The sequence below is a fragment of the Streptomyces sp. NPDC018610 genome, from assembly GCF_044391765.1.
Classification (GTDB): domain Bacteria; phylum Actinomycetota; class Actinomycetes; order Streptomycetales; family Streptomycetaceae; genus Streptomyces.
On the sequence record NZ_JBISAL010000005.1, the window covers coordinates 449,492 to 475,064 of the forward strand.

At 74.1% G+C, this 25,573-nt stretch carries 27 protein-coding genes; 11 read left to right on the top strand and 16 right to left on the bottom strand.

From position 1 onward, the window contains the following. Nucleotides 1–11: 11 nt before the first annotated feature. The gene (locus ACH5A8_RS16200) at nucleotides 12–1,199 is read right to left on the bottom strand and encodes an FAD-dependent monooxygenase (protein ID WP_399002294.1); all 1,188 of its coding nucleotides are present in this window, start codon (nucleotides 1,197–1,199) and stop codon (nucleotides 12–14) included. 123 nt (nucleotides 1,200–1,322) lie between these two features. Here ACH5A8_RS16200 and ACH5A8_RS16205 point away from each other — a divergent pair, with 123 nt between their 5' ends. The 3 genes from ACH5A8_RS16205 to ACH5A8_RS16215 all read left to right on the top strand — a co-directional run bounded on the left by ACH5A8_RS16205 (nucleotide 1,323) and on the right by ACH5A8_RS16215 (nucleotide 3,299). Further along, nucleotides 1,323–1,952, top strand: a complete 630-nt coding sequence (locus ACH5A8_RS16205; protein WP_399002296.1) for a TetR/AcrR family transcriptional regulator — start codon at nucleotides 1,323–1,325, stop codon at nucleotides 1,950–1,952. Nucleotides 1,953–1,980: 28 nt separating this feature from the next. Beyond that, the gene (locus ACH5A8_RS16210; RefSeq protein ID WP_399002298.1) at nucleotides 1,981–2,493 is read left to right on the top strand and encodes a DinB family protein; all 513 of its coding nucleotides are present in this window, start codon (nucleotides 1,981–1,983) and stop codon (nucleotides 2,491–2,493) included. A gap of 326 nt (nucleotides 2,494–2,819) precedes the next feature. Continuing rightward, nucleotides 2,820–3,299 carry a hypothetical protein gene (locus ACH5A8_RS16215; protein ID WP_399002300.1) on the top strand — a complete coding sequence of 160 codons (480 nt, stop codon included), beginning with the start codon at nucleotides 2,820–2,822 and terminating at the stop codon, nucleotides 3,297–3,299. Between the two features lie 195 nt (nucleotides 3,300–3,494). Here the strand turns inward: ACH5A8_RS16215 and ACH5A8_RS16220 are convergent, their stop codons facing one another. The 7 genes from ACH5A8_RS16220 to ACH5A8_RS16250 form a co-directional block, all read right to left on the bottom strand. Continuing rightward, nucleotides 3,495–4,016, bottom strand: a complete 522-nt coding sequence (locus ACH5A8_RS16220; protein ID WP_399002302.1) for a hypothetical protein — start codon at nucleotides 4,014–4,016, stop codon at nucleotides 3,495–3,497. 309 nt (nucleotides 4,017–4,325) lie between these two features. Next, nucleotides 4,326–5,009 (bottom strand): uracil-DNA glycosylase, encoded by a 684-nt coding sequence (ung, locus tag ACH5A8_RS16225; RefSeq protein WP_399002304.1) that lies wholly within the window; start codon nucleotides 5,007–5,009, stop codon nucleotides 4,326–4,328. A 91-nt stretch (nucleotides 5,010–5,100) separates the two neighbouring features. Next, complete coding sequence (locus tag ACH5A8_RS16230; RefSeq protein ID WP_399002306.1) at nucleotides 5,101–6,678, bottom strand: ABC transporter substrate-binding protein; 1,578 nt, start codon at nucleotides 6,676–6,678, stop codon at nucleotides 5,101–5,103. Nucleotides 6,679–6,887: 209 nt separating this feature from the next. Further along, the gene (locus ACH5A8_RS16235) at nucleotides 6,888–7,646 is read right to left on the bottom strand and encodes an SDR family oxidoreductase (protein ID WP_399002308.1); all 759 of its coding nucleotides are present in this window, start codon (nucleotides 7,644–7,646) and stop codon (nucleotides 6,888–6,890) included. Nucleotides 7,647–7,658: 12 nt separating this feature from the next. Further along, complete coding sequence (gene fabG / locus ACH5A8_RS16240; RefSeq protein ID WP_399002310.1) at nucleotides 7,659–8,420, bottom strand: 3-oxoacyl-ACP reductase FabG; 762 nt, start codon at nucleotides 8,418–8,420, stop codon at nucleotides 7,659–7,661. A 125-nt stretch (nucleotides 8,421–8,545) separates the two neighbouring features. Continuing rightward, on the bottom strand, nucleotides 8,546–8,995 hold the full coding sequence (locus ACH5A8_RS16245; RefSeq protein ID WP_399002312.1) for a DUF3037 domain-containing protein: 450 nt from the start codon (nucleotides 8,993–8,995) through the stop codon (nucleotides 8,546–8,548). Beyond that, nucleotides 8,992–9,756 carry a HipA family kinase gene (locus tag ACH5A8_RS16250; protein ID WP_399002313.1) on the bottom strand — a complete coding sequence of 255 codons (765 nt, stop codon included), beginning with the start codon at nucleotides 9,754–9,756 and terminating at the stop codon, nucleotides 8,992–8,994. The genes ACH5A8_RS16245 and ACH5A8_RS16250 overlap by 4 nt, the downstream gene beginning before the upstream one ends. Nucleotides 9,757–9,931: 175 nt before the next feature. Between ACH5A8_RS16250 and ACH5A8_RS16255 the strand changes: the two genes are divergently transcribed. Further along, a complete protein-coding gene (locus ACH5A8_RS16255; protein ID WP_399002316.1) occupies nucleotides 9,932–10,390 on the top strand; it encodes a Rieske (2Fe-2S) protein in 459 nt (152 codons plus the stop codon). 151 nt (nucleotides 10,391–10,541) lie between these two features. Then, a complete protein-coding gene (locus ACH5A8_RS16260; protein ID WP_399002318.1) occupies nucleotides 10,542–11,009 on the top strand; it encodes a pyridoxamine 5'-phosphate oxidase family protein in 468 nt (155 codons plus the stop codon). 42 nt (nucleotides 11,010–11,051) lie between these two features. Here ACH5A8_RS16260 and ACH5A8_RS16265 read toward each other — a convergent pair whose 3' ends face one another. Further along, nucleotides 11,052–11,954, bottom strand: a complete 903-nt coding sequence (locus ACH5A8_RS16265) for a LysR family transcriptional regulator (protein WP_399002320.1) — start codon at nucleotides 11,952–11,954, stop codon at nucleotides 11,052–11,054. Nucleotides 11,955–12,028: 74 nt separating this feature from the next. Between ACH5A8_RS16265 and ACH5A8_RS16270 the strand changes: the two genes are divergently transcribed. Then, nucleotides 12,029–13,126, top strand: coding sequence for a DMT family transporter (locus tag ACH5A8_RS16270; protein WP_399002322.1), 1,098 nt, complete (start codon nucleotides 12,029–12,031; stop codon nucleotides 13,124–13,126). A gap of 514 nt (nucleotides 13,127–13,640) precedes the next feature. On the opposite strand, the gene ACH5A8_RS16275 is transcribed toward ACH5A8_RS16270, so the two are convergent. Next, entirely contained in the window at nucleotides 13,641–14,972 is a 1,332-nt protein-coding gene (locus tag ACH5A8_RS16275) for an aminotransferase class I/II-fold pyridoxal phosphate-dependent enzyme (RefSeq protein WP_399002324.1), read from the bottom strand. Nucleotides 14,973–15,008: 36 nt separating this feature from the next. Here ACH5A8_RS16275 and ACH5A8_RS16280 point away from each other — a divergent pair, with 36 nt between their 5' ends. Both ACH5A8_RS16280 and ACH5A8_RS16285 read left to right on the top strand, forming a co-directional pair. Beyond that, on the top strand, nucleotides 15,009–15,689 hold the full coding sequence (locus ACH5A8_RS16280; RefSeq protein WP_399002326.1) for a pyridoxamine 5'-phosphate oxidase family protein: 681 nt from the start codon (nucleotides 15,009–15,011) through the stop codon (nucleotides 15,687–15,689). Then, nucleotides 15,689–16,321: an FMN-binding negative transcriptional regulator gene (locus tag ACH5A8_RS16285; protein WP_399002328.1), complete on the top strand. Its 633-nt coding sequence runs from the start codon at nucleotides 15,689–15,691 to the stop codon at nucleotides 16,319–16,321. Before ACH5A8_RS16280 ends, ACH5A8_RS16285 begins: the two co-directional genes overlap by 1 nt. A gap of 175 nt (nucleotides 16,322–16,496) precedes the next feature. On the opposite strand, the gene ACH5A8_RS16290 is transcribed toward ACH5A8_RS16285, so the two are convergent. The 4 genes from ACH5A8_RS16290 to ACH5A8_RS16305 form a co-directional block, all read right to left on the bottom strand. Further along, on the bottom strand, nucleotides 16,497–17,447 hold the full coding sequence (locus ACH5A8_RS16290) for a DMT family transporter (protein ID WP_399002330.1): 951 nt from the start codon (nucleotides 17,445–17,447) through the stop codon (nucleotides 16,497–16,499). A gap of 180 nt (nucleotides 17,448–17,627) precedes the next feature. After that, nucleotides 17,628–18,632 (bottom strand): EamA family transporter, encoded by a 1,005-nt coding sequence (locus tag ACH5A8_RS16295; protein ID WP_399002332.1) that lies wholly within the window; start codon nucleotides 18,630–18,632, stop codon nucleotides 17,628–17,630. Between the two features lie 78 nt (nucleotides 18,633–18,710). Then, a complete protein-coding gene (locus ACH5A8_RS16300; RefSeq protein ID WP_399002334.1) occupies nucleotides 18,711–19,307 on the bottom strand; it encodes a Clp protease N-terminal domain-containing protein in 597 nt (198 codons plus the stop codon). 199 nt (nucleotides 19,308–19,506) lie between these two features. Continuing rightward, nucleotides 19,507–20,163, bottom strand: coding sequence for a PadR family transcriptional regulator (locus ACH5A8_RS16305; RefSeq protein WP_399002425.1), 657 nt, complete (start codon nucleotides 20,161–20,163; stop codon nucleotides 19,507–19,509). Nucleotides 20,164–20,366: 203 nt separating this feature from the next. Between ACH5A8_RS16305 and ACH5A8_RS16310 the strand changes: the two genes are divergently transcribed. Further along, nucleotides 20,367–21,176, top strand: a complete 810-nt coding sequence (locus ACH5A8_RS16310; RefSeq protein WP_399002336.1) for a PhzF family phenazine biosynthesis protein — start codon at nucleotides 20,367–20,369, stop codon at nucleotides 21,174–21,176. A gap of 90 nt (nucleotides 21,177–21,266) precedes the next feature. Here the strand turns inward: ACH5A8_RS16310 and ACH5A8_RS16315 are convergent, their stop codons facing one another. Both ACH5A8_RS16315 and ACH5A8_RS16320 read right to left on the bottom strand, forming a co-directional pair. Next, nucleotides 21,267–22,073 (bottom strand): CPBP family intramembrane glutamic endopeptidase, encoded by an 807-nt coding sequence (locus tag ACH5A8_RS16315; protein WP_399002338.1) that lies wholly within the window; start codon nucleotides 22,071–22,073, stop codon nucleotides 21,267–21,269. 271 nt (nucleotides 22,074–22,344) lie between these two features. Next, complete coding sequence (locus ACH5A8_RS16320; protein ID WP_399002340.1) at nucleotides 22,345–23,862, bottom strand: glutamate-cysteine ligase family protein; 1,518 nt, start codon at nucleotides 23,860–23,862, stop codon at nucleotides 22,345–22,347. A 559-nt stretch (nucleotides 23,863–24,421) separates the two neighbouring features. On the opposite strand from ACH5A8_RS16320, the gene ACH5A8_RS16325 reads away from it, so the two are divergent. Further along, the gene (locus ACH5A8_RS16325; protein WP_399002342.1) at nucleotides 24,422–25,006 is read left to right on the top strand and encodes a hypothetical protein; all 585 of its coding nucleotides are present in this window, start codon (nucleotides 24,422–24,424) and stop codon (nucleotides 25,004–25,006) included. A gap of 350 nt (nucleotides 25,007–25,356) precedes the next feature. Then, entirely contained in the window at nucleotides 25,357–25,563 is a 207-nt protein-coding gene (locus ACH5A8_RS16330; RefSeq protein WP_399002344.1) for a DUF5999 family protein, read from the top strand. Nucleotides 25,564–25,573: the final 10 nt, after the last annotated feature.

The window sequence follows — 25,573 nt, forward strand, 5'->3', positions numbered from 1 at the left end:
CCGGCCGGCGGTCAGCGGCGGTCCGCGTCCGTCCGCACGGCAGCATACGGCGGCTGCGGGGGCCGCCAGTCGGCGATGCCGTCGAAGCCGCGCAGCAGGAGCCCGGGCCGGAGGCGGGAGGCCGTGGCGATCACGACGTTCCGCAGGGCGATGCCGGCGCGGTCGCGCATCATGTCCACCCGCGCGACACGGGCCGCCCGGCGGGCGATGGCGGTGGTGCGGGGCAGCCGGGCGGCCGTGTAGGCGGCGAGGTCGCCGGACAGGTGGGCGAGGACGACGGCGTCCTCGACGGCCTGGTTGGCGCCCTGCCCGAGCGTCGGCGCCATGGCGTGCGCGGCGTCGCCGAGGAGGGCGACCCGGCCGCGGTGGTAGGCGGGCGGCGGATCGGCGATGTGGTGCACGTCGTGCCGGAGCACGTCCTCGGGCCGGACGGCGGCCAGCACCTCGGGGACCGGGCTGTGCCAGTGGCCGAAGCGGCGCAGGAGTTCGGCCCGCTCGTCGTCGGGGGCGTGCCGTCCGGCGGGGGTCATGGCGGCGGCGTACGCGTACACCCGGCCGTCCTCGAGCGGGTGCGTGCCCCACAGGCAGCCGCGGCCCCAGGTCTCGTGGGAGGCGAAGCGGACGCCGGGCACGGGGACGACCGTCCGCCAGGTGGTGAACCCGGCGTAGACGGCACCGGGGTGGGCGGGGAACAGGGTGCGCCGGGTCGTGGAGTGGACGCCGTCGGCGGCCACGACCAGGCCGGCCTCCAGGTCGCCGTCGGGTGTGCTCACCCGGGCCGGACGGCGGTCGTCGCCTGGGTCGGCGAGGCGCGCCTCGGCGCTGGTGCGGACGGCGCCGGGCGGCAGGAGCCCGGCCAGGGCGTCGATCAGGACGGCGCGGTGCAGCAGGACGAGGGGGCCGCCGAACCGCTCGGCCGCCGCGGCGGCGTCGGTGCGGGAGATCCAGCGCCCGCCGGGTGCGCGCAGTCCGCCGTCGCCCTGCCAGGCGGCGAGGTCACGGATCCGGTCGCCGACGCCGAGGACGTCCAGGGCGCGCAGGGCGTTCGGGGAGAGCGAGACGGCGGCGCCGACCGGCTCCAGGGACCGGGCCCGTTCCAGCACGGTGACCGGCCGGCCGGCCAGATGCAGGGCCGCCGCCGCGGCGAGACCTCCGATGCCGCCGCCGATGACGACGGCGCCGGACGGGGACTGGGGCATGGCTCCTCCTAGGGCGCTTCCCGCACCACCGAGACTACATCCGTAGTGGATGGACGGCTCGACCATACTACGGCCGTAGTGAGCGTCGTACCGCGGCCGCGGCCGACGGGTAGGTTGATCTCCATGTCCGCCGAGCCCCCTCGTCCCGCGCACGCCTCCCGCGCCGATCGCGTCGCCGACGCCGCCCTCGCCCTGCTCGCCGAGCGCGGGACGCGCGGCCTGACACACCGGGCGGTGGACGAGGCGGCCGGTCTGCCGCAGGGCTCCACGTCGAACGTCGCGCGGACCCGGCAGGCCCTGCTGGAACTGGCGGTACGGCGACTGGCCGACCGGGAGGCGCGCGTGCTGGCCCTCGATGAGCTGCCGGCCCCCGCGGGCGGACTGGACTCCCTGGTGGACGGGCTGGCGCTGGCCACGCATCGCGCCCTGACCCGCAACCGCGAACTGACCCTCGCCCGCTACGAGCTGGCCCTGGAGGCGACCCGCCGGCCGGAGCTGCGGGTCCACTTCGACGCGGCCGGCGCCCGCTTCCGCGACCGGCTCGGCGTCCTGGTGCGGGCGGCGGGGTCCACCGCCCCCGAGCGGCATGTGCTGTCCCTGGTCGCCTGGGCGGACGGGCTGATGTTCTCCTGCGTGGCCGGCACTTTCCACGCCGAGGCCCCGGAACTGGACGAGGTGCGCGCCGGACTGCGCGAGCTGCTGGCGGGGATGTCCGGCGAGACAGCGTCCGGCGGCGGAAAAGGTGTGGTGTGACGGGGCCGGGTCAGGACAGGATCGGGCCATGACGACCGAGCGCCGTGAGCCCGCCCAGAACGCCGACGAACGCACCATGCTGGAAGGCTGGCTGGACTACCACCGGCAGACCCTGGCCTGGAAGTGCGAGGGCCTGACCGACGAGCAGTTGCGCACCGCCGCCGTGGCGCCGTCCGGACTGTCCCTGCTGGGACTGGTGCGGCACATGGCCGAGGTGGAGCGCGGCTGGTTCCGCACCGTGCTGACCGGCGAGGACGCGGGGCCGATCTACTGCACCGACGAGGACCGTGACGGTGACTTCCACGTCACCGCGGCCGACACCTGGGCCGAGGCCCGCGCCACCTGGCAGGCCGAGATCGAGGCCGCGCGCCGCAACGCCGCGGGCCGCGGCCTCGACGACCTGTCCGAGGGCCGGGGCAGGACCAGCGGCGAACCGTTCAGCCTGCGCTGGATCTACACCCACATGATCGAGGAGTACGCCCGCCACAACGGCCACGCCGACCTGCTCCGCGAGTGCCTCGACGGGGCGACCGGGGACTGACGGGGCGACCGGGACCGGCGGGACGAGCGGGGACCGGCGGGACGGCCGGCAGCCGACAGCCGGCGGGACGGATTCCCGCGCGGGCGGCGCGCCGCGTCCCCTCGCGGCCGAAGGGACTTGCCCGAGGGAGCCACGGCGCGCGAGGGGCGCGGCCCGCACCGCCAGACGCGGCGCGCGCGAGACGCGCCCGGCGGGGAAAGCGCGCTCCCGCGCCGCTCCCGGCGTCATCTCCGTGCCGTCCTGCGCCCGCCGTACGGGGCGGGAGATCACCCGTGCGGGGCATCATCCGCCCGTCCGGCGTCCGTCGGCGGCCCGGACCCAGCAGAGTGGCGCGGGTGCATCGAACGACGACCACCGCAACGCTTCTGGTGACCGTGGCGGTCTCGGCCCTCACCGGCTGTGTCACGGTCCAGCGGACGCCCGTGTCCGACCCGGCGGCGGGCCCCGCCCGGCCGCCCGCCCCACGCCCCGATGGCACCGCCGGGCCGGGCGCCTTACAGGCCCCCGCCCGTGAGGCGCTGGGGCGCGTCGGACCGTCGCGCCGCGAGGAGACGGCCACGCCCCGGCCGGCGACGGAACCGAGCGACGAGCGGCAGCGGCCGGAGTCGCCGCGCTCCGCCGATCCCCTGCCGCCCCCGCCGGCGCCCCGGCACCGGCGGGCGCCGCAGGTGCCGCGCGCCGACATCCCGGACATCGGTCACTCGGTGCCGGGCAACACCGGCGTCTGCGCCCTCGGCAGGGAGTACGGCCACTGGCCGGCGGACAGCCCCCAGGCGAGGATCTGCGGGCAGGCGTACGGCCGCTGAGGGTTTGGCAGACAGGTCCTAGGGCGTGTTTCGAAAGTCCCGCCTGCCCCGCGACGCCTGGCACGCGCACTCGCCGCGTTGTCGGGATCGTCCACGTACGCCCAGTACGAGGACGACCCTCCGCCTTGCGATCACACGCACCAGACGCCGCAGGGCCCGCCCTTCGGGCGGACAGCGCCACTTTCGAAACACGCCCTAGGACGCCCGACGCGGCGGTCCCGGCTCGCCGGTGGACCCCGGACCCGCGTCGCCGAGCCTGGACGCCAGCCGGTGGATCGCCGCACGCACCCCGTCGCCGTAGCTGTCGTCGGCCAGGGCCTCGGCCGCGCCCCGGGCCTGGCGCAGATGGGTGCGGGCGGCCTCCGAGCGGCCGAGCTTCGCGTAGTCGGCGGCCAGGTTCAGCTGGAGGGACGGGTAGAGGGCACGGACCGCGACCTCGGCCTCGTGCCCCGCGAGCCGGTCGTCCGTGAGTTCCCGGGCGGCCGAGAGCGCCCGGAGGTCCCAGGCCAGCTCGTCGGCCGGGTCGTCCTGGGTGTCGGCCATGTAGTGGGCGAGCGTGCAGCGCTGGAGTGCGTCGCCGTCCTCGCCGATCTCCCGCCACAGGTCGAGGAACCGCGTCCGGGCCTCCTCCCGGTCCCCCGCGTGATGCAGCATCACGCCCTGCCCGATCCGCGTCATCACGGCATCCGACGCCGTCTGCTCCTGCCGCTCGGCCACCGCGTCCTCCAGCCCTGTCCCCGTCCCGACCCCTCCGACGCTAGGGCCTGCCCGGCCGTTCGTGGCGCAGACGCGTGCGGAGGACACTCCGGCGACCGACCGGAGGGCGGGGAGCGGGGCTTCGGGAGCAGCGCAGGGGGCGGCCGCCGGGACGGGACCACCGGGTGCCGCCCGCTGTCCGGGCGGGGCGGGCCGCCCTGCCGCCGGAGGCCGATCGCCCCCGTCCGCCCGCCTGGTCGGCCACCGCGGACGACGGCCCCCAGCGGTGAACCCGGCGCGGGTCCCGCGGTCCGCGGCCCCGGAAGGAGATCAGCCCAGGTCGGGAATGGTCCAGTCGATCGGCTCGTGCCCCTGGCGGGCCACCGCCTCGTTGATCTGGGTGAAGGGGCGGGAACCGAAGAACTTCTTGGCCGACAGCGGCGACGGGTGGGCGCCCTTCACCACCACGTGCCGGCTCTCGTCGATCAGCGGGAGCTTCTTCTGCGCGTAGTTGCCCCAGAGCACGAAGACCGCCGGGTCGGGCCGGTCGGCCACCGCGCGGATCACCGCGTCGGTGAACTTCTCCCAGCCGCGCCCCTTGTGGGAGTTGGCCTCGCCGGCGCGGACCGTCAGCACCGCGTTCAACAGCAGCACGCCCTGCTCGGCCCACGGCATGAGGTAGCCGTTGTCCGGGACGGGCGTGCCCAGCTCCGCGTGCATCTCCTTGTAGATGTTGCGCAGCGACGGCGGGATCCGCACTCCCGGCCGCACCGAGAAGCACAGACCGTGCCCCTGGCCCTCGCCGTGATACGGGTCCTGCCCGAGGACGAGCACCTTCACCTTGTCGTACGGCGTGGCGTCCAGCGCGGCGAAGACCTCCTCGCGCGGCGGGTACACCGGCCCCTTCGCCCGCTCCTCCTCGACGAACTCGGTCAGCTCCTTGAAGTAGGGCTGTTGCAGCTCGTCGCCCAGAACCCCGCGCCAGGACCCGGGCAGCATGGCGATGTCGGTCACGTCAACGTCCTCACGATGTGCGGTCACTTCCAGGCCACTGAACCTACAGGCGACCACTGACAACGCCCCCGCGTCCCCGGGAACCGGCCGTCTACCAGCTGGTCTTGCGGTACAGCTCCCACATGGTCATGATCGACGACGGGTCGAGCGCGCGTTCGCCGCCGGAGATGTCGTCGCTGGCGGCCACGTACTGCCGGCCCTGCCAGAGCGGCAGCAGCCGCGCGTCGTCCACGAGGAACTGCTGGGCCTCCTCGAACTCCTTCACCACGGCGGCGCGGTCGCTCTCGCGCCGCGACTGAGGCAGCAGCACCCTGGTGATCTCGGGCGCCGGGTACGGCGTGCCGAGCGCGTTCTGCCGGCCCACGAACGGGGCGATGAAGTTGTCCGGGTCGGGGAAGTCCGGGGACCAGCCACGCCCGAACACCGGGTACTCGCCCTTCTGGTAGCCCACGACGTACGTCTTCCAGGGCCGGCTGCGCAGGGTGATCGTGAACAGGCCGGAGGCGTCGAGCTGCCGCTTGAGCTCCTGGAACTCCTCGGCGGTCTCGGAGCCGTAGCGGTCGGTGGTGTACCAGAGGGTGAGCGGGACCTTTCCGGTGATGCCGGCCGAGGTGAGGATATCGCGGGCCTTGGGGACGCTGGGGTCGCCGAAGTCGTCGAAGAAACCCGTGGTGTGGCCGGTGAGGCCCTTGGGGACCATGGAGTACAGCGGGTCGACGGTGTCCTTGTAGACCTTGTGCGCGATCGCCGCGCGGTCGACGACCTGGGCGACGGCCCGGCGCACGGCCCGCTTGGCGGCCCACGGGTCCTTCGGGTTGAACACCAGGTAGCTGATGTCGGCGCCGGAGCCCTCGACGAGCTGCAGGTTCTTCGCCCCGTTGCCCTGGAGGGCGACGACGTCGCCGGCGGCGAGGCCGCGGTAGGTCACGTCGATCTGTCCGTCCCGCAGCGCCTTGACCATCGTGGCCGAGTCCTGGAAGTAACGGATCGTGACAGCATCGTTTCTGCGGTCGGCGTACCCCGTGTAGTGGGTGTTCTTGACCAGCTCGGCCTGCTTGCCCTCGTCGTACGACTTCAGGACGTAGGGGCCGGAGCCGAAGACCTGGCCGTCCTTGCGCAGGGTGTGGGCCGAGTAGTCGTCGGGGTCGACGATCGACATGGCCGGTGCGGCGAGCACGAACGGGAAGGTGGCGTCCGGCTTGTCGAGCCGGAAGACGACGTCCCGGTCGCCGACCGTCTGCACCTGGTCGAGACTGCCGAGCAGCCCGGCCGGGCCGCCGGCGACGTCGATGCTCCTGATGCGGTCGATGGAGAACTTGACCGCCTCGGCGTCCAGCGGGTCCCCGTCGGCGAACTTCATGCCCGCGCGCAGCCGGCACCGGTAGACCCGGTTGGCGGTGTCGGTGAACCCGCAGCTCTCCGCGGCGTCGGGCTGGGGCGTCGTGGCGCCGTTCGGGTAGGCCAGCAGCGTCTGGTAGATGTTGCGGAACAGCTCCCAGGAGCCGTCCCAGGAAGCCGCCGGGTCCAGGGTGGTGGGGGCACTGGTGGTGCCCACCACGATCGGTTCACTGGTGTCCGGGCCGCTGTCGGAAAGGACGCCGCACCCGGCCACCAGGCTTATGGACGCGATCGCCGCCGCCGGCCGCAGGCATCGGTTCCGGTTGAACACGCGCACGCTCCTCGATCCGCCGTGCCAAGGGTCGGCAGACCATACCGCGGCTCGTCGCCCGGTGAACCCGCATTGAACACGGTCTTGATCAGTGCGTGACTGACTACGTTGTCATACCGGCGCCGACCCGGCGTCGCACGACGTCGGGGCCGTTCCCGTCAAGGGGCGCGGGGAAATCCGCGCCGAACGGAGACGGCCCCGACGGCCGGTCAGCCGACCCCGGCGTTGAGGAAGATGCCGCCGTCGACGACGAGCGTCTGCCCGGTGATCCAGTCGGACTGCCCGGAGGTGAGGAACGCCGCCGCGCCGCCGATGTCGGAGGGCACGCCGAGCCGGCCGAGCGGGTAGGACGCCGCCGCCTCCTCCTCGCGGCCCTCGTAGAGCGCCTGCGCGAACTTGGTCTTCACCACGGCCGGGGCGATCGCGTTGACCCGCACCCGGGGCGCGAACTCGTGCGCCAGCTGCTGGGTGAGGTTGATCATCGCGGCCTTGCTGACGCCGTAGGCGCCGATGAACGGCGAGGGCGCGAGGCCCGCGATCGAGGCGATGTTGACGATCGCGCCGCCGTTGTCCTTCTGCCAGGCGTGCCAGGTGCGCTGGGCGAAGCCGAGCGCGGAGATCACGTTGGTCTCGAAGACCTTGCGCGCCACGTTCAGGTCGAGGTCGGCGATCGGGCCGAACACCGGGTTGGTGCCGGCGTTGTTGATCAGGTGGTCGACGCGGCCGAACGCCTCCATGACGCGCTCGACGGCCTCGGCCTGGTGCGCCTCGTCGTGGGCCTTGCCCGCGACGCCGATCACCCGGTCGGCGCCGAGCCGGTCGACGGCCTCCTTGAGCGCCTCCTCGTTGCGGCCGGTGATGCACACCCGGTCGCCCCGGGCGACCAGTGCCTCGGCGACGCCGTAGCCGATGCCGCGGCTGGCGCCGGTGACGAGGGCGACCTTGCCGGAGAGTTCCACGGAAGTCATGTACCCGACCCCTTAGTTGAGCGGTCCGCCGGCGACGTACAGCACCTGGCCGGAGACGAAGCCGGCCGCGTCGCCCGTGAAGAAGGCGACGGCGTTGGCGATGTCCTCCGGCTCGCCGACGCGCGCCACCGGGATCTGGGTGGCGGCGGCGGCCTTGAAGTCCTCGAAGCCCATGCCGACGCGCTCGGCGGTGGCCTTGGTCATCTCGGTGGCGATGAAGCCCGGGGCGACGGAGTTGGCGGTGATGCCGAACTTGCCGAGCTCCTTGGCGAGGGTCTTGGTGAAGCCCTGCAGGCCTGCCTTGGCGGCGGAGTAGTTGACCTGGCCGCGGTTGCCGAGCGCGGAGGACGAGGAGAGGTTGACGATGCGGCCGAAGCCCGCGTCCACCATGTGCTTCTGGACGGCCTTGGTCATCAGGAACGAGCCGCGCAGGTGCACGTTCATGACGGTGTCCCAGTCGGAGACGCTCATCTTGAACAGCAGGTTGTCGCGGAGCACGCCCGCGTTGTTGACGAGGATGGTCGGCGCGCCGAGCTCCTCGGCGATCCGCGCGACCGCCGCCTCCACCTGCGCCTCGTCGGACACGTCGGCGCCGACCGCGATGGCCCGGCCGCCGGCCGCGGTGATCTTCTCCACGGTGTCCTTGCAGGCGGCCTCGTCGAGGTCGATCACCGCGACGGCACGGCCCTCGGCGGCCAGTCGTACGGCGGTGGCGGCGCCGATGCCGCGCGCGGCCCCGGTGACGACGGCTACCCGCTGGTCAGTGGTGGACATGTCTGCTTCTCCTCGCCCTTGAGAGAACCCGGTCTGCGGTGAGCGACCGCTTAGTACCTTCGGTAGACGTGACGCTAGAAGCCCTGGCACCCGGTGTCAACGGGACACCGGGCGGGTGTGATCCATTACCTCACCAGGAGGTCCAGCAACCGCTCCGCCTCGGCGGCCGGGTCGGCGGTGAGACCGGTGTGGACGGGGCCGGGCTGGACGATGGTGGAGCGGGGCGCGACCAGCCAGCGGAACCGTCTTCCGGGGTCGTCGCCCGCGGCCTGTCCGGCGGCCGCCCCGCCGGCGCACACGCCCTCGACGGCGCCGAGCGCGGCCCGCACCCCGGCCACGTCCGCGGCCGGGTCCAGGGCGAGCAGCCGGGCCTCGTCGAGGTGGGTGCGGGCGCCGACGTAGGCCTGGGCCCGGCAGTAGACGAGCACGCCGGCGTTGACGCACTCGCCGCGCTCGATACGCGGGACGACGCGCAGCAGCGCGTACTCGAACACGTCACGGCCGCCGCCCTGGCCCGCCCGGATGATGTGCCGGTCGCCGGCCCGGCGGCCTCCGAGGATGTGGTGGTCGCTCACTTCGCCCCCTCGAGGCCGTCGACGCGCTCATGGACGGCCGCGGCGCGGGCCAGCAGCGGCCGCGCGTAGGCCCGCCGCAGGTCGTCGGGTGTGTCGAAGCCGGGTTCGCCGGCCAGCCAGGTGTCGGGGACCTCGGCGGTCACCTCCGCGAGCAGGTCCTCGGTGACCAGGGGCGCGAGCTCGGCCGCCGCGGCGGCGACGTCGGGGCGGAAGCGGGCGAGGGCGTGGTCGGAGGCGTCGTAGGAGCGGCCGGCGGAGGCTTCGGCGCCGGGCCAGTTGTGGTGCCAGATCATGGTCGCTCCGTGGTCGATGAGCCACAGTTCGCCGCGCCACCTGAGCAGGTTGGGGTTGCGCCAGGACCGGTCCACGTTGTTCACCAGCGCGTCGAACCAGACGATCCGTCCGGCCTCCCGCGCGTCCACCGGGAAGGCGAGGGGGTCGAAGCCGATCGCGCCGGAGAGGAAGTCCATGCCGAGGTTGGCGCCGCCGCTGGAGCGCAGCAGCTCCTGCACCTGTTCCTCCGGTTCGCCGAGCCCCAGCACCGGGTCGAGGCCGATCGTCACCAGCCGCGGCACCCGCAGTCCGAGCCGGCGGGCGAGTTCGCCGCAGACCACCTCGGCGACGAGCGTCTTGCGGCCCTGTCCGGCGGCGGCGAACTTCAGGACGTACGTCCCGAAGTCGTCGGCCTCGACCAGTCCCGGCAGCGAGCCTCCCTCGCGCAACGGCGTGATGAAGCGGGTCGCGTTGACTTCCTTCAGCATCGCCCCAGGTTACTGGGGGCTCCTCCCCGTCCCACCGCGACTGAACGCCCGGTGCCCGCGGACCGTACCCCTGTGCGGATCACGGCCCGCGGGCGGTCGCCGCCCACGCGGTCCGCGCTCCCGGAGCCCGCTCACGGGGTCCGTTTCACCGAGTCCGCGCGAAGGGAACGACGGCATGACCAGCGAATCGCTCCAGCCCGAGGGCGCACCGGCCCGCCGTACGGTCGTGGCGGCGGTCGGCGCCACGGGGTTCGCCCTGGTGCTGGGCGCCTGTGGGGCGGGGGAAGCGTCGGACGACGGGTCCGGCGGCGGTACCGGCGGGGCCGGGGCCGCGGCGGGATCCGGGGACGCCGTGCTCGCGAAGACGTCCGACATCCCCGAGGGCGGCGGCAAGGTCTTCGCCGCGCAGGGCGTGGTGGTCACCCAGCCGGTGAAGGGCCGGTTCCAGGCGTTCTCCTCGAAGTGCACCCACCAGGGCTGCGCCGTGAACCGGGTCGCCGACGGCGTGATCGCCTGCCCCTGCCACCACAGCGAGTTCTCCGCCACGGACGGCAGCGTCAAGAAGGGCCCGGCGACCCGGCCGCTGCCCGCCAAGGACATCTCCGTCACCGGGGAGGAGATCAGGCTCGCCTGACGGGCCGTCCGGCCGCCGGCACGGCGCGCCGCACCGCCGTTGCGCGAGCGGGCCGGGGGCCTCATCCTCAGGAGACGTCTGCCCGCCCGTCCCCGGCTCCGGCACGAGCGGGGCCGGGGACGGGCGGGACGCGGGGACAGGAGGGGGACGCATGGCCGTCGCGCAGCGCCGGGGTCGGAAGATCATGATGACGCGAGGAGAACTGGACGAGTTCCTCACCACCGAGCGCACCTGCCGGATCGCCACGGTGTCGGCCGGCGGCGCACCGCACGTGAGCGCCCTGTGGTTCGTGTGGGACGGCTCGTCGTTGTGGCTGTACTCGGTGGTGCGCAGCAGGCGCTGGGCCGACCTGCGCCGCGATGCGCGGGTGGCGGTCGTCGTCGACACCGGTGAGGACTACGAGCAGCTGCGCGGCGTGGAGCTGTCGGGAACGGTGGAGTTCGTGGGCGAGGCACCGCGCACCGGGGAGCTGCGCGCCGAACTCGACCTGCCCGAGACCCTGTTCGCCCGCAAGTACTTCGGCCTGGAGGAGATGCCGCACGACGGCCGGCACGCGTGGGTGCGGCTGACACCGGAGAAGACCGTCTCCTGGGACTTCCGCAAGCTGGGGCCCGTCTGACCGGGCTGTCGGCCGCGCCCGCGGCGGCCGGCAGCCGCTGTGTCAGGCGATCTGCTCCCCCGCCGTCCGCAGGGCGTCCACCGCGGCGCGGATGGAGGGGCGGCGGTCGGCGTCGGCGCGCCAGACGGCGTAGACGTGCCGCCGCACCGCCTGCCGCACCGGGATCGTCCGCACCCCGGCGGGCAGCGGCCCCCGCCCGAGCCGTGGCGCGACGCACACCCCGAGGCCCGCGGCGACCAGGGCGAGCTGGGTGGCGTGCTCCTGGGCGCGGTGCGCGATGCGCGGTTCGACGCCCTTGGAGCGCAGGGTGTCCAGCAGCCACTCGTGGCAGAACTCGTCGTCGGCCCAGGTGATCCAGTCGTCGTCGGCGAAGTCCTCCAGGCCGGCCTCGGCGCGGTCGGCCGAGGGGTGCGCGGCGGGCACGGCCACGTCGACGAGGTCGTCGAGGACCGGGGCGCGGTTGAGTCCCTCGGGCACGGGCAGCGGCTTGTTGTACCAGTCGAGGACGAGCGCCAGGTCGACGTCGCCGCGCAGCACCGCGCGCACCGCGGGCGCGGGCTCCACCTCGCTGGTGGTGACGGTGAGGCCGGGGTGCCGGTCGCGCAGCCGGCACAGCGCCACCGGGAACAGCCCGCGCGCCGCCGTGGGGAACGCGCTCAGCCGCAGCTCGCCGACCACCTGGCCGCGCCGGGCCTCCAGGTCGGACTGGGCGAGCTGGACCTGTGACAGGATGCGCGCCGCGTGCTCCGCGAGCAGCCGGCCCGCGTCCGTGAGCCGGACGCCTCGGCCGTTCTTCGCCAGGAGCTGCTGTCCGACCTCACGCTCCAGCTTGGACATCTGCTGCGAGACGGCCGAGGTCGTCACGTGCAGCCCGTCGGCCGCGCCGCTGACCGAGCCGTGCCGGGCGAGGGCGTCGAGGGTCCGCAGGCGCTCCAGGTTCAACATGTAAGCGATGCTACGGGATACCGCGCGCGAAATCTCGATTGTGCTACGAGGTCCGGACGGGGCATCGTACGAGCATGACCACCGCGACCGTCTCCTCCCCGCCACCGTCCGCCTCGTCCACCCCGTCCGCACGGGGCGGCGGCCGCCGTCTGCCCTGGCGGGCCCGCTTCGCCTTCCTGGCGCTGGTCTGGGGCTTCAGCTTCCTGTTCATGAAGGTGGGCACGCGCAGCTTCGCCCCCTTCCAGGTGACCCTGGGGCGGCTGGTGTTCGGCACGGCGGTGCTCGCGGTGGCGATGGCCGTGAAGCGGGAGCGGCTGCCGCGCGGGGCGCGCACCTGGGGCCATCTGGCGGTCGCCGCCTTCTTCCTCAACGCACTGCCGTTCTCGCTCTTCGCGTACTCGGAGCTGACGATCCCCTCCACGCTTGCCGGCATCTGCAACGCGACGTCGCCGCTGTGGGGCATGGCCCTGTCGCTGGTCGCCCTCTCGGAGGACCGTCCGACCCGGGTGCGGGTGGCCGGTCTCGGCCTCGGCTTCCTCGGGGTGCTGACGGTGCTGGGGGCCTGGCAGGGCTTCCAGGGCCTGGACGCGGGCGGCACGGCGATGGCCCTGCTGGCCTCGCTGAGCTACCCGGTCGGCTGGATCTACGTCCGGCGCACCCTGGCCGGCTCCCCCGAGTCGCACCTGTCCCTGACGGGCGGGCAGCTGCTGCTCGCCACGGTGCAGCTGGCGGTGGTCACCCCGCTGTTCACGAGCGTTCCGAGCCACCTGGCCGTGGGGCCGCTGCTCGCGGTCGCGGCACTGGGCGCCCTCGGCACCGGTTTCGCGATGCTCGTCCAGTACGGCCTGGTCGCCGAGGTCGGGCCCACGACGGCCCAGATGGTCACCTACTTCGTCCCGATCATCGCCGCCGCGGCGGGCGTCGCGGTGCTCGGCGAACACCTGACCTGGTCCACTCCGGTCGGCGCGGTCGTCGTCCTGGCGGGTGCGGCGCTGACCCAGGTCCGCCCCAGGAGCGGCGACCGGTCCGCCCGCACCGCGGCGCGGGAACCGGTGCGGGCGCCTGCGGAGGGCGCGGTCGGCACGACGATGGAGGGCGCGGCCGACACGACGGCGGACGATGCGGTGGGGGCGGCGGAGCAGGCCGCCGCCCGCGCCCACTGCGACGCGTAGGGCAGGAGCCGCTCGCCGATCACGCCGACGGGTCGAGCGCGCCCCGCCGGCGGACCCACCGCCCGACGCCCCGCCCCGCCCGGCTCGCCTGTCGACGCCCAGCCCTGCTCCCGCCCCCACGCACCCGTCGACGCCCAGCCCGCCCGCCGCCCGGCTAGTGCCGCGGCAGGTGACGTTCGCCCGTCAAGGAGCGGCGTCCGGTGCGTGCTCTCGCCGCGCCGGCCGGAAGCCCTGGTACTGGACGTACTCGGGCTTTCGGCCGGTGCGGCTAGTGGGGGTCCCCCCTGCTCGACGAGCTTGGGGGAGGCGTGCCGGGCGTCGCGACGGGGCGAACGTCGCCTGTTGCGGCACTAAGGGCTGTCCCGTAATTCCTGGTGGATCAGTGCGCGGCGTCAGATGCGGTGGATCGCAAGGCGGAGGGGTGCCCGGATACTGGATGTATCCGGGCATTCCGACAACGCGGCGAGGCGCCGTAGCTGTCGTCGCGCGCCCGCCAGGGATTACGGGACAGCCCTTAGACGTACCCCCGCGCGGGCGTCGGGCCGAGGGCCGCGGCCACCGCGTCCGCCAGCCGCCCCGTCTCGTCGTCGCGCAGGGTGGAGACGGTGATCCGGATCCCGGGCGGCGCGCTCAGCCGGAAGCGGGCGCCGGGGGCGACGGCCCAGCCGGCGTGCAGCAGCCGGGCGACGGCGCCGGTCTCGTCCGGCACGGGCACCCACACGTTCATCCCGCTGCGCCCGTGGGCGGCCACCCCGCGCTCGGCCAGCGCGTCGATCAGGGCCTCGCGGCGCCTGCCGTACTCCGCCGCCACCCCGCGCTCGGCAGGCGTCCCCTCCGCCCACAGCCGCACCACGGCGCGTTGCACGAGCAGGCTCACCCAGCCCGGGCCGAGCCGCTGCCGGCCGCGGACCCGGTCGACGGTGACCGCGTCGCCGGTGAGGACGGCGAGGCGCAGGTCGGGGCCGTAGGCCTTGGCGACCGACCGGACGAAGGCCCAGTGGCGGGTGACCCCGGCGAGCGGGTGCGGGGGGAGGTCGACGATGCCATGGCCGTGGTCGTCCTCGATGAGCAGTGTCTCCGGATGTCCGCGCAGCACGGCCCGCAGGGCCCGCGCGCGAGGGGCGCTCAGCGCGGCGCCGGTCGGGTTCTGCGCCCGGTCGGTGACGATCAGCGCGCGTGCGCCGTCCTCCAGGGCGCGGCGCACGTCGTCGGGCAGCGGGCCCTCGTCGTCGACGGCGACGGGCGCCGTGCGCAGTCCCAGCGCCGGCACCAGGTCGAGGGTCCTGCCCCACCCGGGATCCTCCACGGCGACCGTGTCACCGGGCTTGAGATGGGCCGTGAGGACCCGCTCGACTCCGTCCAGCGATCCGGACAGCACGGCGAGCGGTCCCCGCGGCACTCCGGCGGCGTCCAGTTCGCCGCGGGCGACGCGTTCCAGCTCCGGGTCCACGGCCGTGTCCCCGTAGAGCACCGGCTCGTGATCGCCGTCGGCCGCCGCCGCGGCGAAGGCCCGGGCCAGCGGCGGCAGCAGGGCCGGGTCCGGGTTGCCGCTCGACACGTCCCGCACGCCCTCGGGCACGTCCACCCGGATGTGGTCGCGGCCGGTGGTGGCGGGCGCGGGCCGGACCCGGGTGCCCCGGCGGCCGGCGGTCTCGACGACCCCGCGCTCGCGCAGCACCCGGTACGCGGCGGCGACGGTGTTGGGATTCACGCCCAGCTCCGCCGCCAGCTCCCGCATGGGCGGCAGCGACTGTCCCGGCTCCAGGGCCCCGTGGCCGACCGCGCGTTCGACGCTCGCGGCGATGTCCGCCGCTCGCCGTCCCTCGATCCTATATCCTCCTAGCACAAACAACATTATGCACTAGTGCAATGAGGAGTCGCCATGCAGGGCACCGAGCAGCCGACCGCGCCGCCCGCCTACACCCCGACCGACCGCACCGTGCCCACCCGCTCCGCGAAGCGGGCGTCGTACGACAAGGAGCTGGTGCACGCGATACTCGACGAGGGCTACGTCTGCCACCTCGGCTTCGTCCGCGACGGTGCGCCCGTGGTCCTGCCGACGCTGTACGGCCGGGTCGGCGAGCGGCTCTACGTGCACGGCTCGACCGGCTCGCGCCCGCTGCGCATGGCCGGCCAGGCCGACCCGGGGCTGCCGGTGTGCCTGACGGTCACGCACGTCGACGGCCTGGTGCTGGCCCGCTCCGCTTTCCACCACTCGATCAACTACCGCTCCGTGGTGGTGCACGGCACCGCCCACCAGGTCACCGACCCCGAGGAGAGGCGGATGGCGCTGGACGCGCTGGTGGACCACGTGGTGCCCGGCCGCGCCGCCGATTCCCGCCCCGCCGACGCCAAGGAGCTGGCGGCGACCGCCGTCCTGCGCGTCGACCTCGCCGAGGTCTCCGCCAAGCTGCGCACGGGCGGGGTGAACGACGAGCCCGAGGACCTCTCGCTCCCCCACTGGGCGGGCGTCGTCCCGGTCCGCCGGGAGTACGGCGCCCCGCTCCCCGACGCGGACCTCGCTCCCGGGACCGACCTCCCGGACTACCTCAGGGCCCTGTGATGCTGATCCACCCCTGGGACGCGCCCCGCGAGGACGCCGAGTGGCAGCGCTGGCTGGCCGGCCACGACTTCGGTCAGCTCGCCGTGAACGGCCCGCCCGGCGAGCCTCCGTGGGTCCAGCCTCTGCACTTCGCCTACGACGTCGCCCGGGGCGAGGCCGTCACCCACCTCGCCCGCCCGAACCCCCTGTGGTCCGCCGTCGCCGCCGACCCCGAGGTGCTGCTGAGCGTGGTCGACGACTACGTGTACGTCCCGGGCCCCTGGCAGGCGGAACCGCAGACGCCGCCGGAGCACGGCGTGCCGACCAGCTTCTACGCCGCTGTCCAACTGCGGTGCACCGCCCATGTCGTGGACGATCCGGCCGAGAAGGCCGAGCTGCTGAACCGTCAGCTCGGCCACTTCCAGCCGGACGGCGGCTCGGCCCGGGCCGCGGTGGGCGAGGTCCCGTACGGACGGCAACTGTCCGGCATCCGCGGCCTGCGGCTCGAGGTGACCGGCGTACGGGCCAAGTTCAAGTACGCCGGCAAGCGGTCCGCCGAGGTCCAGGAGCGGATCGCGGTGCGGCTGGCGGAACGGGACGGCCCGCGGGACGCGGCGGCCCGGGAGCACCTGCTGCGCAGACAGGGGGCGTGAGCCCGGGGGCCGCCCGCCGCCGGCCCGTCCCGCGCGTACGGCCGAGGACATCCCGCCGCCGGCCCGTCCCGCGCGTACGGCCGAGGACGTCCCGCCCCCGGGGCCGTACGGCCCGGACGGGCGCCGTGCCCCGGGCCGGGGCGGACCCTCGTGGCGGCGGGTCCGCCCCGCCGCCTCACACGAGGACCGGCTCCGCCGGCACGGCCCGCGCCTCCCGTGCCTCAGCCGCGGCGAGGCCGACGACCGAGCCGAGCATCAGCGCGGTGCCGGCCAGGGTGGCGGGTGTCAGCCGCTCGCCGAGCAGCGCGACCGCCAGTACGGCCGCGCTGACCGGTTCGAGGAGCATGATCACGGAGACGGTGGCCGAGCGGACCACGGCCGCGCCCGCGAAGTAGAGGGCGTAGGCGAGGGCCGTGGGGACGGTCCCGATGTAACCCAGCAGCCACAGCAGCCGGACGGGCTCGGCGGTGTGCGGCACCAGCCCCTCCGCCAGCGCGAACGGCAGCAGGCACAGACCGGCCACCGCGAACGCGCCCACGGTGGTGGCGGAGTGGTCGGTCCCGCCGGCGCGGCCCCACCACCGGGTGAGCAGGGTCATGACGCTGTAGCCGGCCGCCGACGCCAGGGCGAGCAGCACGCCCCCCGGGCGCACGGTGGCGGCGCCGCCGCCGAGCACCAGCACGCCCAGTCCGGCGAGCGCCCCGACGACCGCGGTCAGGCCGGACCGGCCCAGCCGTTCGCCCAGGGCGAGCCGGGCGCCGAGCGCGATCATCACGGGCCCGGCGCCGAGCGTCACGACGGTCGCGACGGCGAGGCCGGTGGCCTGGACGGCGGCGAAGTAGGCGGTCTGGAACACCGCGAGGCCGACGCCGGTGGCACCGGCGCGCAGCAGCCGGCGGCCCAGGGGCAGGGGCGCGGCGGGCCGGACACGCGGGCGCAGCAGCCGTACGGCGAGCAGCAGTGCGAAACCCGTCGCGCAGCGCCAGAAGGACAGGGCGGACGGCCCCATGTCACTGGCCCGATAGACCAGGGAGGCGGCGGCGCCCGCGGTGCCCCAGGCGGCGCCGGCGACGATCAGGTAGAGGAGGCCACGCCCGACGGGCAGGCCGGAGGAAGTGTGCGACACGAGTCATCTCCGCAGAGGTGCAGAAGTTCGGGTTGGCCGGCCCCGGTCGGGCGGGGGCGGCGGACTTCTTCTGCGGGCAGCACCGTTCGGCCCGGCGAGACGCCGGGCCTGTCACCGGAGGGCCCGCCTCAGGCGGCCGGAGGCGGAAGAACGAGTGCGTGCGCGTGCATGAGCGGCACTCTAGGCCGCCGTTCCGCGTGCCGACAACTCCCGCTCCGCGCCGCCCCCGCCGCCCGCGACCGGTTCCTCGGACCCTTCGGCGGGCGCGGAGGACTGCGCGATGAACGCGCCCAGCAGGACGACGGCGCCGCCGGCGACCTGCGGTGCGGACAGGTGCTCGCCGAGCAGCACCCAGGCCAGCACGGTCGCGATGACCGCCTCCAGGCACGCCACGACGCCCGCCACCTGCGGTGACAGACGGCGCACCGAGAGGACGCCGGTGACGTACGCCAGGACCGTGGCGACGAGGACGATCCACAGCAGCAGAGCGACGGCCGGGACCGAGGTGCCGTTCATGTCCGCGGAGTGCGCGAGCACGGACCAGCGCATGTCCCAGGGGCGGGCCACGGCGGTCAGGACGGCGGCGCCGACGAGCAGCCCGTACGCGATGACGCCCAGCGGGTCCGGGGCCGTGTCGCCGGCGTCGCCTCCCTGGTCGGACAGGACGAAGTAGCCGACCTGGCAGCAGGCGGCGCCCAGGGCGAGCAGCAGTCCGAGGGCGTCGAAGCTCAGCCCGGACCAGACCTCCACGACGCACGCGAGGCCCCCGGCCGCGAGGACCACGCCGAGCGCGGCGGCCCGGGTGACCGGCCGCCGCTGCACGAACCGGACCCAGCCGAGGACCAGGGCCGGGGCCAGGTACTCGACGAGCAGCGCGACTCCGACGGGGATGCGGGAGAGTGCGGCGAAGTAGCAGGCCTGGACGCCCGCCACGGCGAGCAGTCCGAAGCCGGCCAGCAGGGCGGGGCGGCTGCGGGGCAGCGCGCGGTGCCGGACGGCGAGCGGCAGCATGACGAGGGCGGCGCCGGTGACGCGCAGCCACACGACGTGCAGGGGATCGAGACCGGCCTCGATCAGCGGCTTGGCCGCGACGCCGGATCCGCCGAAGGCGAGCGCGGACACGAGCGCGAGGCCGAGCCCGGCACCCTTGCCGGACCACCCCTGATTGATCGAAGACGTACGCATCGGCACATGATGACAGGCGATGACATGAGCGTCACCCCTCTTGACACCTGTCTCACCGAGTGGACGCCGCGCGGCGCGTCAGCGGGCGTCCCGGTGGTCCCCGGCGTACTCCTCCGGCCGGCCCTTGGCATCGTTGTCGAGCCGGACGGCCAGTTCGCGCGCGTCGACGCCCGCACGGGCGAGGACCTCCACCGCCCGGGCGTCCGGGTCCGCGAGGACGCCCGCCAGCAGGTCGAGGCCCCGCGCCGGGCCGTCGCCGCGCCGGGCGGCGCGCTCGCGGGCGTGCCGCAGGGCGGCCGACGCCAGGGGCGAACAGCCGTCGGCCCCGTCCGGCGCCGCCTCGGCCGCCGCCCCGGTCGGCACGTGGACGGGGAGGGCGCCGGAGTCCTCCACGGAGGACTGCCAGCGCAGGCCGTAGCCGATGCTGCGCTGGACGAGGTAGCCGAAGAGCCGGGCGATCCGCGGGCCCTCGCCGAAGGCGGCGCGCACCCGTGGATCGGACTCCAGGAGCGTGTGCAGCAGATGGGCGGTGTCGGTCTGCCGGTCGCCGTCGCGGACCGCCCTGCGGCGGGCGGCGGCGACCACTGCGGTCAGCTCGGCGCCGAGCCCGGCGTCGCCGTCGGCACGGCGGTCGTCCTGCGCGTGGGCCGGCTGCCCGGGGATACGGTCTCGCACGTCCCCCACCCCATCAGTCCCTTCGCTCCGCGTCATCCACGCCCAGAAGCATTCGCGCGTCCCACGAGGAGTGGACCCGGCCGGCCGGAATCTCCTCCTTGGGGATGAGATCAGGCCAATGTCCGCGGACACGCGCGGGGCGTCCCGCGGATCGCTCCACGGGACGCCCCGCGGGCCGTCCTCCTCACCGGAGAGCGGATCAGCCCTCGTCGGCGAGGATCAGGTACAGCTTCCTGCGGGCCTCGTTGACGACGGCGAGCGCCTTCTCGCGCTGCTCCTTGCTGCCGGTCTTCCAGACCTGGCCGAAGGCCTCCATCAGGCCGAATCCGGCCTGGCGGATCTCGCCGAGGGCCTCCCAGTCCACCCCGCGCGAGGCTTCCTCCCAGGGGGCGTCCGGGCCTTCGTCGGCGACGGCGCGGCCCGCGTCGGTGAGCGCGAACAGCTTCTTGCCGCCCTCGCTCTCACTGACGATCAGGCCCTCGTCCTCCAGCAGCTGCAGGGTGGGGTAGACCGAGCCGGGGCTGGGCTTCCACGCGCCGCCGCTGCGCTCGGCGATCTCCTGGATCATCTCGTAGCCGTGCATGGGACGGTCCTTGAGCAGCGCCAGGATCGACGCCCGTACGTCACCGCGCCGCGCCCGGCCGCGCGGTCCGCCGCGCCCTCGGCCGCCCCAGGGGCCCGGGCCGAAGCCCGGTCCGAAACCGGGTCCGCCAGGGCCGCCCGGCCCGAACGGTCCGAAGGCCGCCCGCCGCCCGTCGAAGCCACCGAGGGGGCCGAAACCACCGAAGCCGCGACCGGGTCCGCCGTCGTGACGGTGCCCGCGCTCGTGTCCGTGCTCGTGTCCGTGGGAACGCATCGTCACCACCCCATTCCATCGTCGATCTGTCGCGATGTCTCAACGATATATCGGAATAGCTCGTCCGACAACCCCCATCCGACCTGCCGCGTTCCCCGTCTCCCGCTCCGCCGACGGGCATCCCGGCCGGCCGGCGGGAAACCGGTCCGCCGACCGCCGATTGGCCTTGGTCCCGCACTCCGCCGAGCCCCTACCTTCGGGACATGCGCATTCGAATCGTCGACGCCTTCACCGACCGTCCCTTCGCCGGCAACCCCGCTGGGGTGCTCCTCCTCGACGCCTTCCCCGAGGACGACTGGCTCCAGAAAGTGGCACTGGAGGTCAACCACGCCGAGACGGCGTTCGCGCACCGGCTGCCCGACGGCGCCGAGGCCGACTGGGCGCTGCGCTGGTTCACGCCCGCCACCGAGGTGGCGATGTGCGGCCACGCCACCCTCGCCACCGCCCACGTCCTGCACACCACCGGCACGCACGCGGGACCGGTCCGCTTCGCCACCCGCAGCGGCGTGCTCGTCGCCACGCCCGCCGAGGACGGCGCGATCACCCTGGACTTCCCGACCGCCCCGCTCACCGCGGTGGACGTGCCCGACGGGGTCGCCGAGGCCCTCGGAGCCGAGCCGCGCGCCGCCTTCGACACCGGGCCGAACGTCGGTGACCTGGTGGTGGAACTCGCCGACGAGAAGACCGTCCGGGGCCTGGCCCCCGACCACAAGGCCCTGGCCGCCTACTCGGCGCGGGGCGTCATCGCCACCGCCCGGGCCGAGGATCCCGCCCGGGGCTACGACTTCGTCTCCCGGTGTTTCTTCCCGAACGTGGGCATCGACGAGGACCCGGTCACCGGCAGCGCCCACACGGCGCTCGCCCCCTACTGGTCCGAGCGCCTGGGCCGCCCGGACCTCACCGGCCTCCAGGCCTCCGCCCGCTCCGGCCGCGTCCGCACCGGGCTGCGCGGCGCACGCACCCTGCTGACCGGCCGCGCGGTCACCGTCATCGACGGCGAGCTGCACGCCTGAGCGGGCGGAGCGGCGGCATGCCGTCACCCCACGCCGAAGGGGGCGTACGAACCTCTCGCACACCCCCTTCGGCGCTCCCGCGTCCGCTCCTCACGCCGTGGGCAGCCAGCCCACCTTGCCGGCCAGCAGGGCGTATCCCACGAACGCCCCGATGTCGAGCAGCGAGTGGGCCACCACCAGCGGGCCGACCCGGCCCCAGCGCCGGTACAGCCACACGAAGACCACGCCCATCACCATGTTGCCGACGAACCCGCCCACCCCCTGGTAGAGGTGGTACGAGCCGCGCAGCACCGCACTGGCCGTCAGCGCCGTCCCCGGGGACCAGCCGAGCCGGTCCAGCCGGCGCAGCAGGTAGCCGACGACGACGACCTCCTCCAGAATCGCGTTCTGCATGGCGGACAGCACCAGCACCGGGTACTTCCACCACACCGGGGGCAGCGCCTCCGGCACCACAGTGAGGTTGAAGCCGAGGCCGCGGGCGGCCAGGTAGAAAGCGATCCCGGTGCTGCCGATCACCGCCGCGATCGCGGCCCCGCGGCCGAGGTCGGGCCAGGGGCGGGTGCGGTCGAAGCCCAGGGTGCGCAGGCTCCGCCCCTCCCGCATCAGGAAGTGCGCCACCAGGGCGACGGGCACCAGCGCGGTGGCGATCCCGAAGAGCTGCCAGGCCAGGTCGAGCCAGGGGCGCCCCGGCGCGGCGGAGGCGTTGAGCGTGGCCGCCTGGTCCTTGAGGCCGCCGGGTCTGGTGACCGACCCGATGAAGCTGATCAGGGCGGACACGCCGCTCGCCCCGAGCGAGAGCCCGAGCACGAGCAGTGTCTCGTCACGGAGGATCCTCCGCGACGGTTCCTCGCACGGCAAGGAGTCTCCCCCGGGCCCCGCCTCCGTCTCCGCCTGCACACCGGCCTCCCGTACCACCGTCGTCGGAGGTCACAGCTTGCCCGATCCACCGCGCGCGGGCACGGGCGACCCCGTGTCCCGCGCCCCCACCGCCGCCGCCGAGACCGGGCGGGCGGGGGCGCTCGGCGGACGGCAGCCTCCGGCCGAGCGGCGGGCGCCCACAGCCGGGTGGGATCACCCGGGGCGGGCCCGGCCGGACCGCTCGGCCGACCGGACGGCCACCGGAACGGCCTGGGCCCGACTGCTTTCGGCTGCTCAGCGGCTCAACCGCTCAACCGAGCGGGACCGGGGCGGGCAGGCCGACGGGCCAGGTGTGCACCGGCTCGCCGAGCTGCATCAGCTCGCAGTAACGGCGGGTCGTGGCGGCGAGGGCGGCTTCCCGGTCCATCCCCTTCTCCAGTGCGCGGTGGAAGGTCGCGGCCTGCCACTGGGCGCCGTTGGTGCGGCGGCGGCACCGTTCCTCGATCACGCCGAGGTACAGGTCCCGGTCGGCCGGTTCCACTCCCCAGGCGTTCAGCCCCGCCTCGGCCAGCGGCAGCAGCTCGTCACGGACGAGGGTGACGGCGTCGACCTCCGTCGTACCGGAGTGCCGGCCGCGCCGGGGCCAGGTGAACCGGGCGTCGATCCCGTGCCGGCAGGCCGCCTCGAAGTTGGCCGCCGCCGCCTCGAAGGGCAGCCGGGTCCACACCGGCCGCGACTCCTCGGCGAGGGCGCGGACGAGGCCGTAGTAGAAGACGGCGTTGGCGACCACGTCGGTGACGGTGGGCCCGGCGGGCAGCACCCGGTTCTCCACCCGCAGGTGGGGCACGCCGTCGGCGATGTCGTAGACCGGGCGGTTCCAGCGGTAGATGGTGCCGTTGTGCAGGACCAGTTCGGCGAGTTTCGGGACGCCGCCCTCGGCCAGGACGTCGAGCGGGTCCTCCTCGTCGCAGATCGGCAGCAGCGCCGGGAAGTAGCGCAGGTTCTCCTCGAACAGGTCGTAGGCCGAGGAGACCCACCGTTCGCCGAACCAGGTGCGCGGCCGCACGCCCTGCGCCTGCAGCTCGGGCGGGCGGGTGTCGGTGGACTGCTGGAACAGCGGGGGCCGGGACTCGCGCCACAGCTCGCGTCCGAACAGGAAGGGCGAGTTGGCGCCGACGGCGATCTGCGCCGCGCTGGCCGCCTGTGCCGCGTTCCACACGTCGGCGAACCGGTCCGGGGTGACCTGGAGGTGCAGCTGGACGGAGGTGCAGGCGGCCTCCGGCACGATCGACTTCGAGGTGCACACGAGGTGCTCCACCCCGTCGATGTCGAGGGCGAAGTCCTCGCCGCGGGCCGCGACGATCTGGTCGTTCAGCAAGGTGTAGCGGTCGACGTCGGAGAGATTGGACGAGACCAGGTCGTCGCGGCCGAGGGTCGGCAGAATGCCGATCATCGCTATTCCCGCGTCGACCTCGCCCGCTTTCCGGTCGGCATATGCCAGTGACGTCCTCAGTTCCTCGGCCAGCCGGTCGAATACCCTGCCGCCGAGCCGGTGCGGGGCGATGTTGACTTCGAGGTTGAACATCGCGAGTTCGGTCTGGAAGTCGCGGCTGGCGATGCGTTCCAGTACTTGCGCATTCAGCATTCTGGGCAGTCCGTCGGGGCCCACGAGATTCAATTCGATCTCCAGCCCCATGAGATTCTTCGGCCGGTCGAACCGCTTGTCCTGCAGCAGCCGCTCCAGTCCCGTGAGGCACCGGCGGAGCTTGTCGCGGTAGCGGTTGCGATCGGACAGGTCGAACTGGCCTGCCACGACCTTCTCCCCCATCGCAGCGTCCCTCCTCGCTCGGGCGGGCCGGAGATCGGGCCGCCGGATCCCGGTCAGGTGGGATGATGCCCCGCCATCGCGATCGATAACGTCCCATCACCGCCCCGCACCGACTACTCTGGACTCGGATGACCAGAGGCACATTCACGGGGCATGGAGCACCCAGCAGTTTCGGGTACCCCGGGCGCCTCGTGAAAAACACCGACGGCATCCAGCCGTCCGCCGCGCGGACCCACTCCGAGGTCAACGCGGCGCACCCGCCCGGAAAGCGGGACGATTTCCGCGAATCTCCGGCCGAATAGAGCCTTGCCGTTCACAGGCGAAACAGCTAGGCGAAACACCATCTGAACATTTGTCGTATAAACTCTGCACCACGGCAGAAGGTAGGCACCGCCGCCCTGGCTCTCACGGTCAGGGCCCATGCGGCATGCCGCGCTCCGCATCCCTCACTTGTCCACCAGGACCGGCCCCACTCCCTCCTGCCCGAGAGCTGACAGCGTCGTCCGCCCCACGCCCCGCCCTCGCGCCACCGTGCCTGTCGAATGAGAGGCGACCCACCATGCCGCTGCATGTCCCCCCGGCTCCCGCCCCCGCCCTGCGTTCCGTGCTCACCGCACTCGGTTCCCCCACCGCCGTGCGTGAGGCGCCGACTCCCGCCCTCCGCGCCGCCCAGGAGCCGGCGACCCCCGAACTCCCGCTGCCCGTGCACGTCCTGGACCGGATCAGCGCCGACGGGATGGCCGCGACCCGGCTGGCCGGGTGGCGCTTCCTGATCCGCTGCGGCGATCACGCGGTGGCCGCGGCCGAGACCATGCTGACCCCCGACGGCTGGGCGTTCTCGCACTTCTTCGAGGGGCCCTACGTCGCCTCGACCGAGCGCGCGCTGCGCCAGGCCGAGACCATGGGCCAGCCCTACCAGCCGCGCCTGCTGTCCATGCCCAGCCTGTACATGCTGACGCTGTGGCTGCACGGCGACATCGCCGGAGACGGCGCGACCGGCCATCCGGAACCCTCCGACCTGCTGGTCCCGCTGGCCCCCGCCCCGCCCGGCATCCCGGCCCACGTGCCGCACCGGGTCGCCGACCTGCTGCCGGTCCTCACCCACCGGGCGGCACCGGTGCGACTCCTCGGCTCACCCGCCTGACCTCGGCGCCTCCGCACCTCGACAGCCACCCCGTACCCCGCTGCCGGACCCCGGCGGCGGGGTACGGCGCCGTGGGTCCGCGAGGGCCCGCGGCGGGGCCGGACTAGTCCGCTTCGGCCACCGCGAACCACCCGAAGTGACAGTGGGGTTGAAGACAACCGCTCACGCGGGTGACGCGTCTCCAACCTTTGAGAAGCGGTGCCGCGAAATACCTGCGGAATCACGTCCGCGGGGCAACACTGGTTCCAGTCCGACTTATCGAACGGGGGGCGGCCATGCAGCATGCCGACAGCCGCGGGACGGACACGACAGCCATCCCGGACCACACACCAGAGCGGAAGACCCCATCCATGTGCCAGCACCAGCCACCGTGCCCGACAGCCGACTCCGCCGACCGGGAATCCGCCCGTCTCGTGGCGCACCACCCGGAGCAGGGCTGGAGCCTGCTGTGCAACGGCGTCCTCCTCTTCGAGGACACCGGTGAGCTCCTGCCGGACGGCCGCGTCATCGCACCGCACCGCCCGCTGGGCGCCGACCGGGTGATGACCGCGGCCTGAGCACGACGGG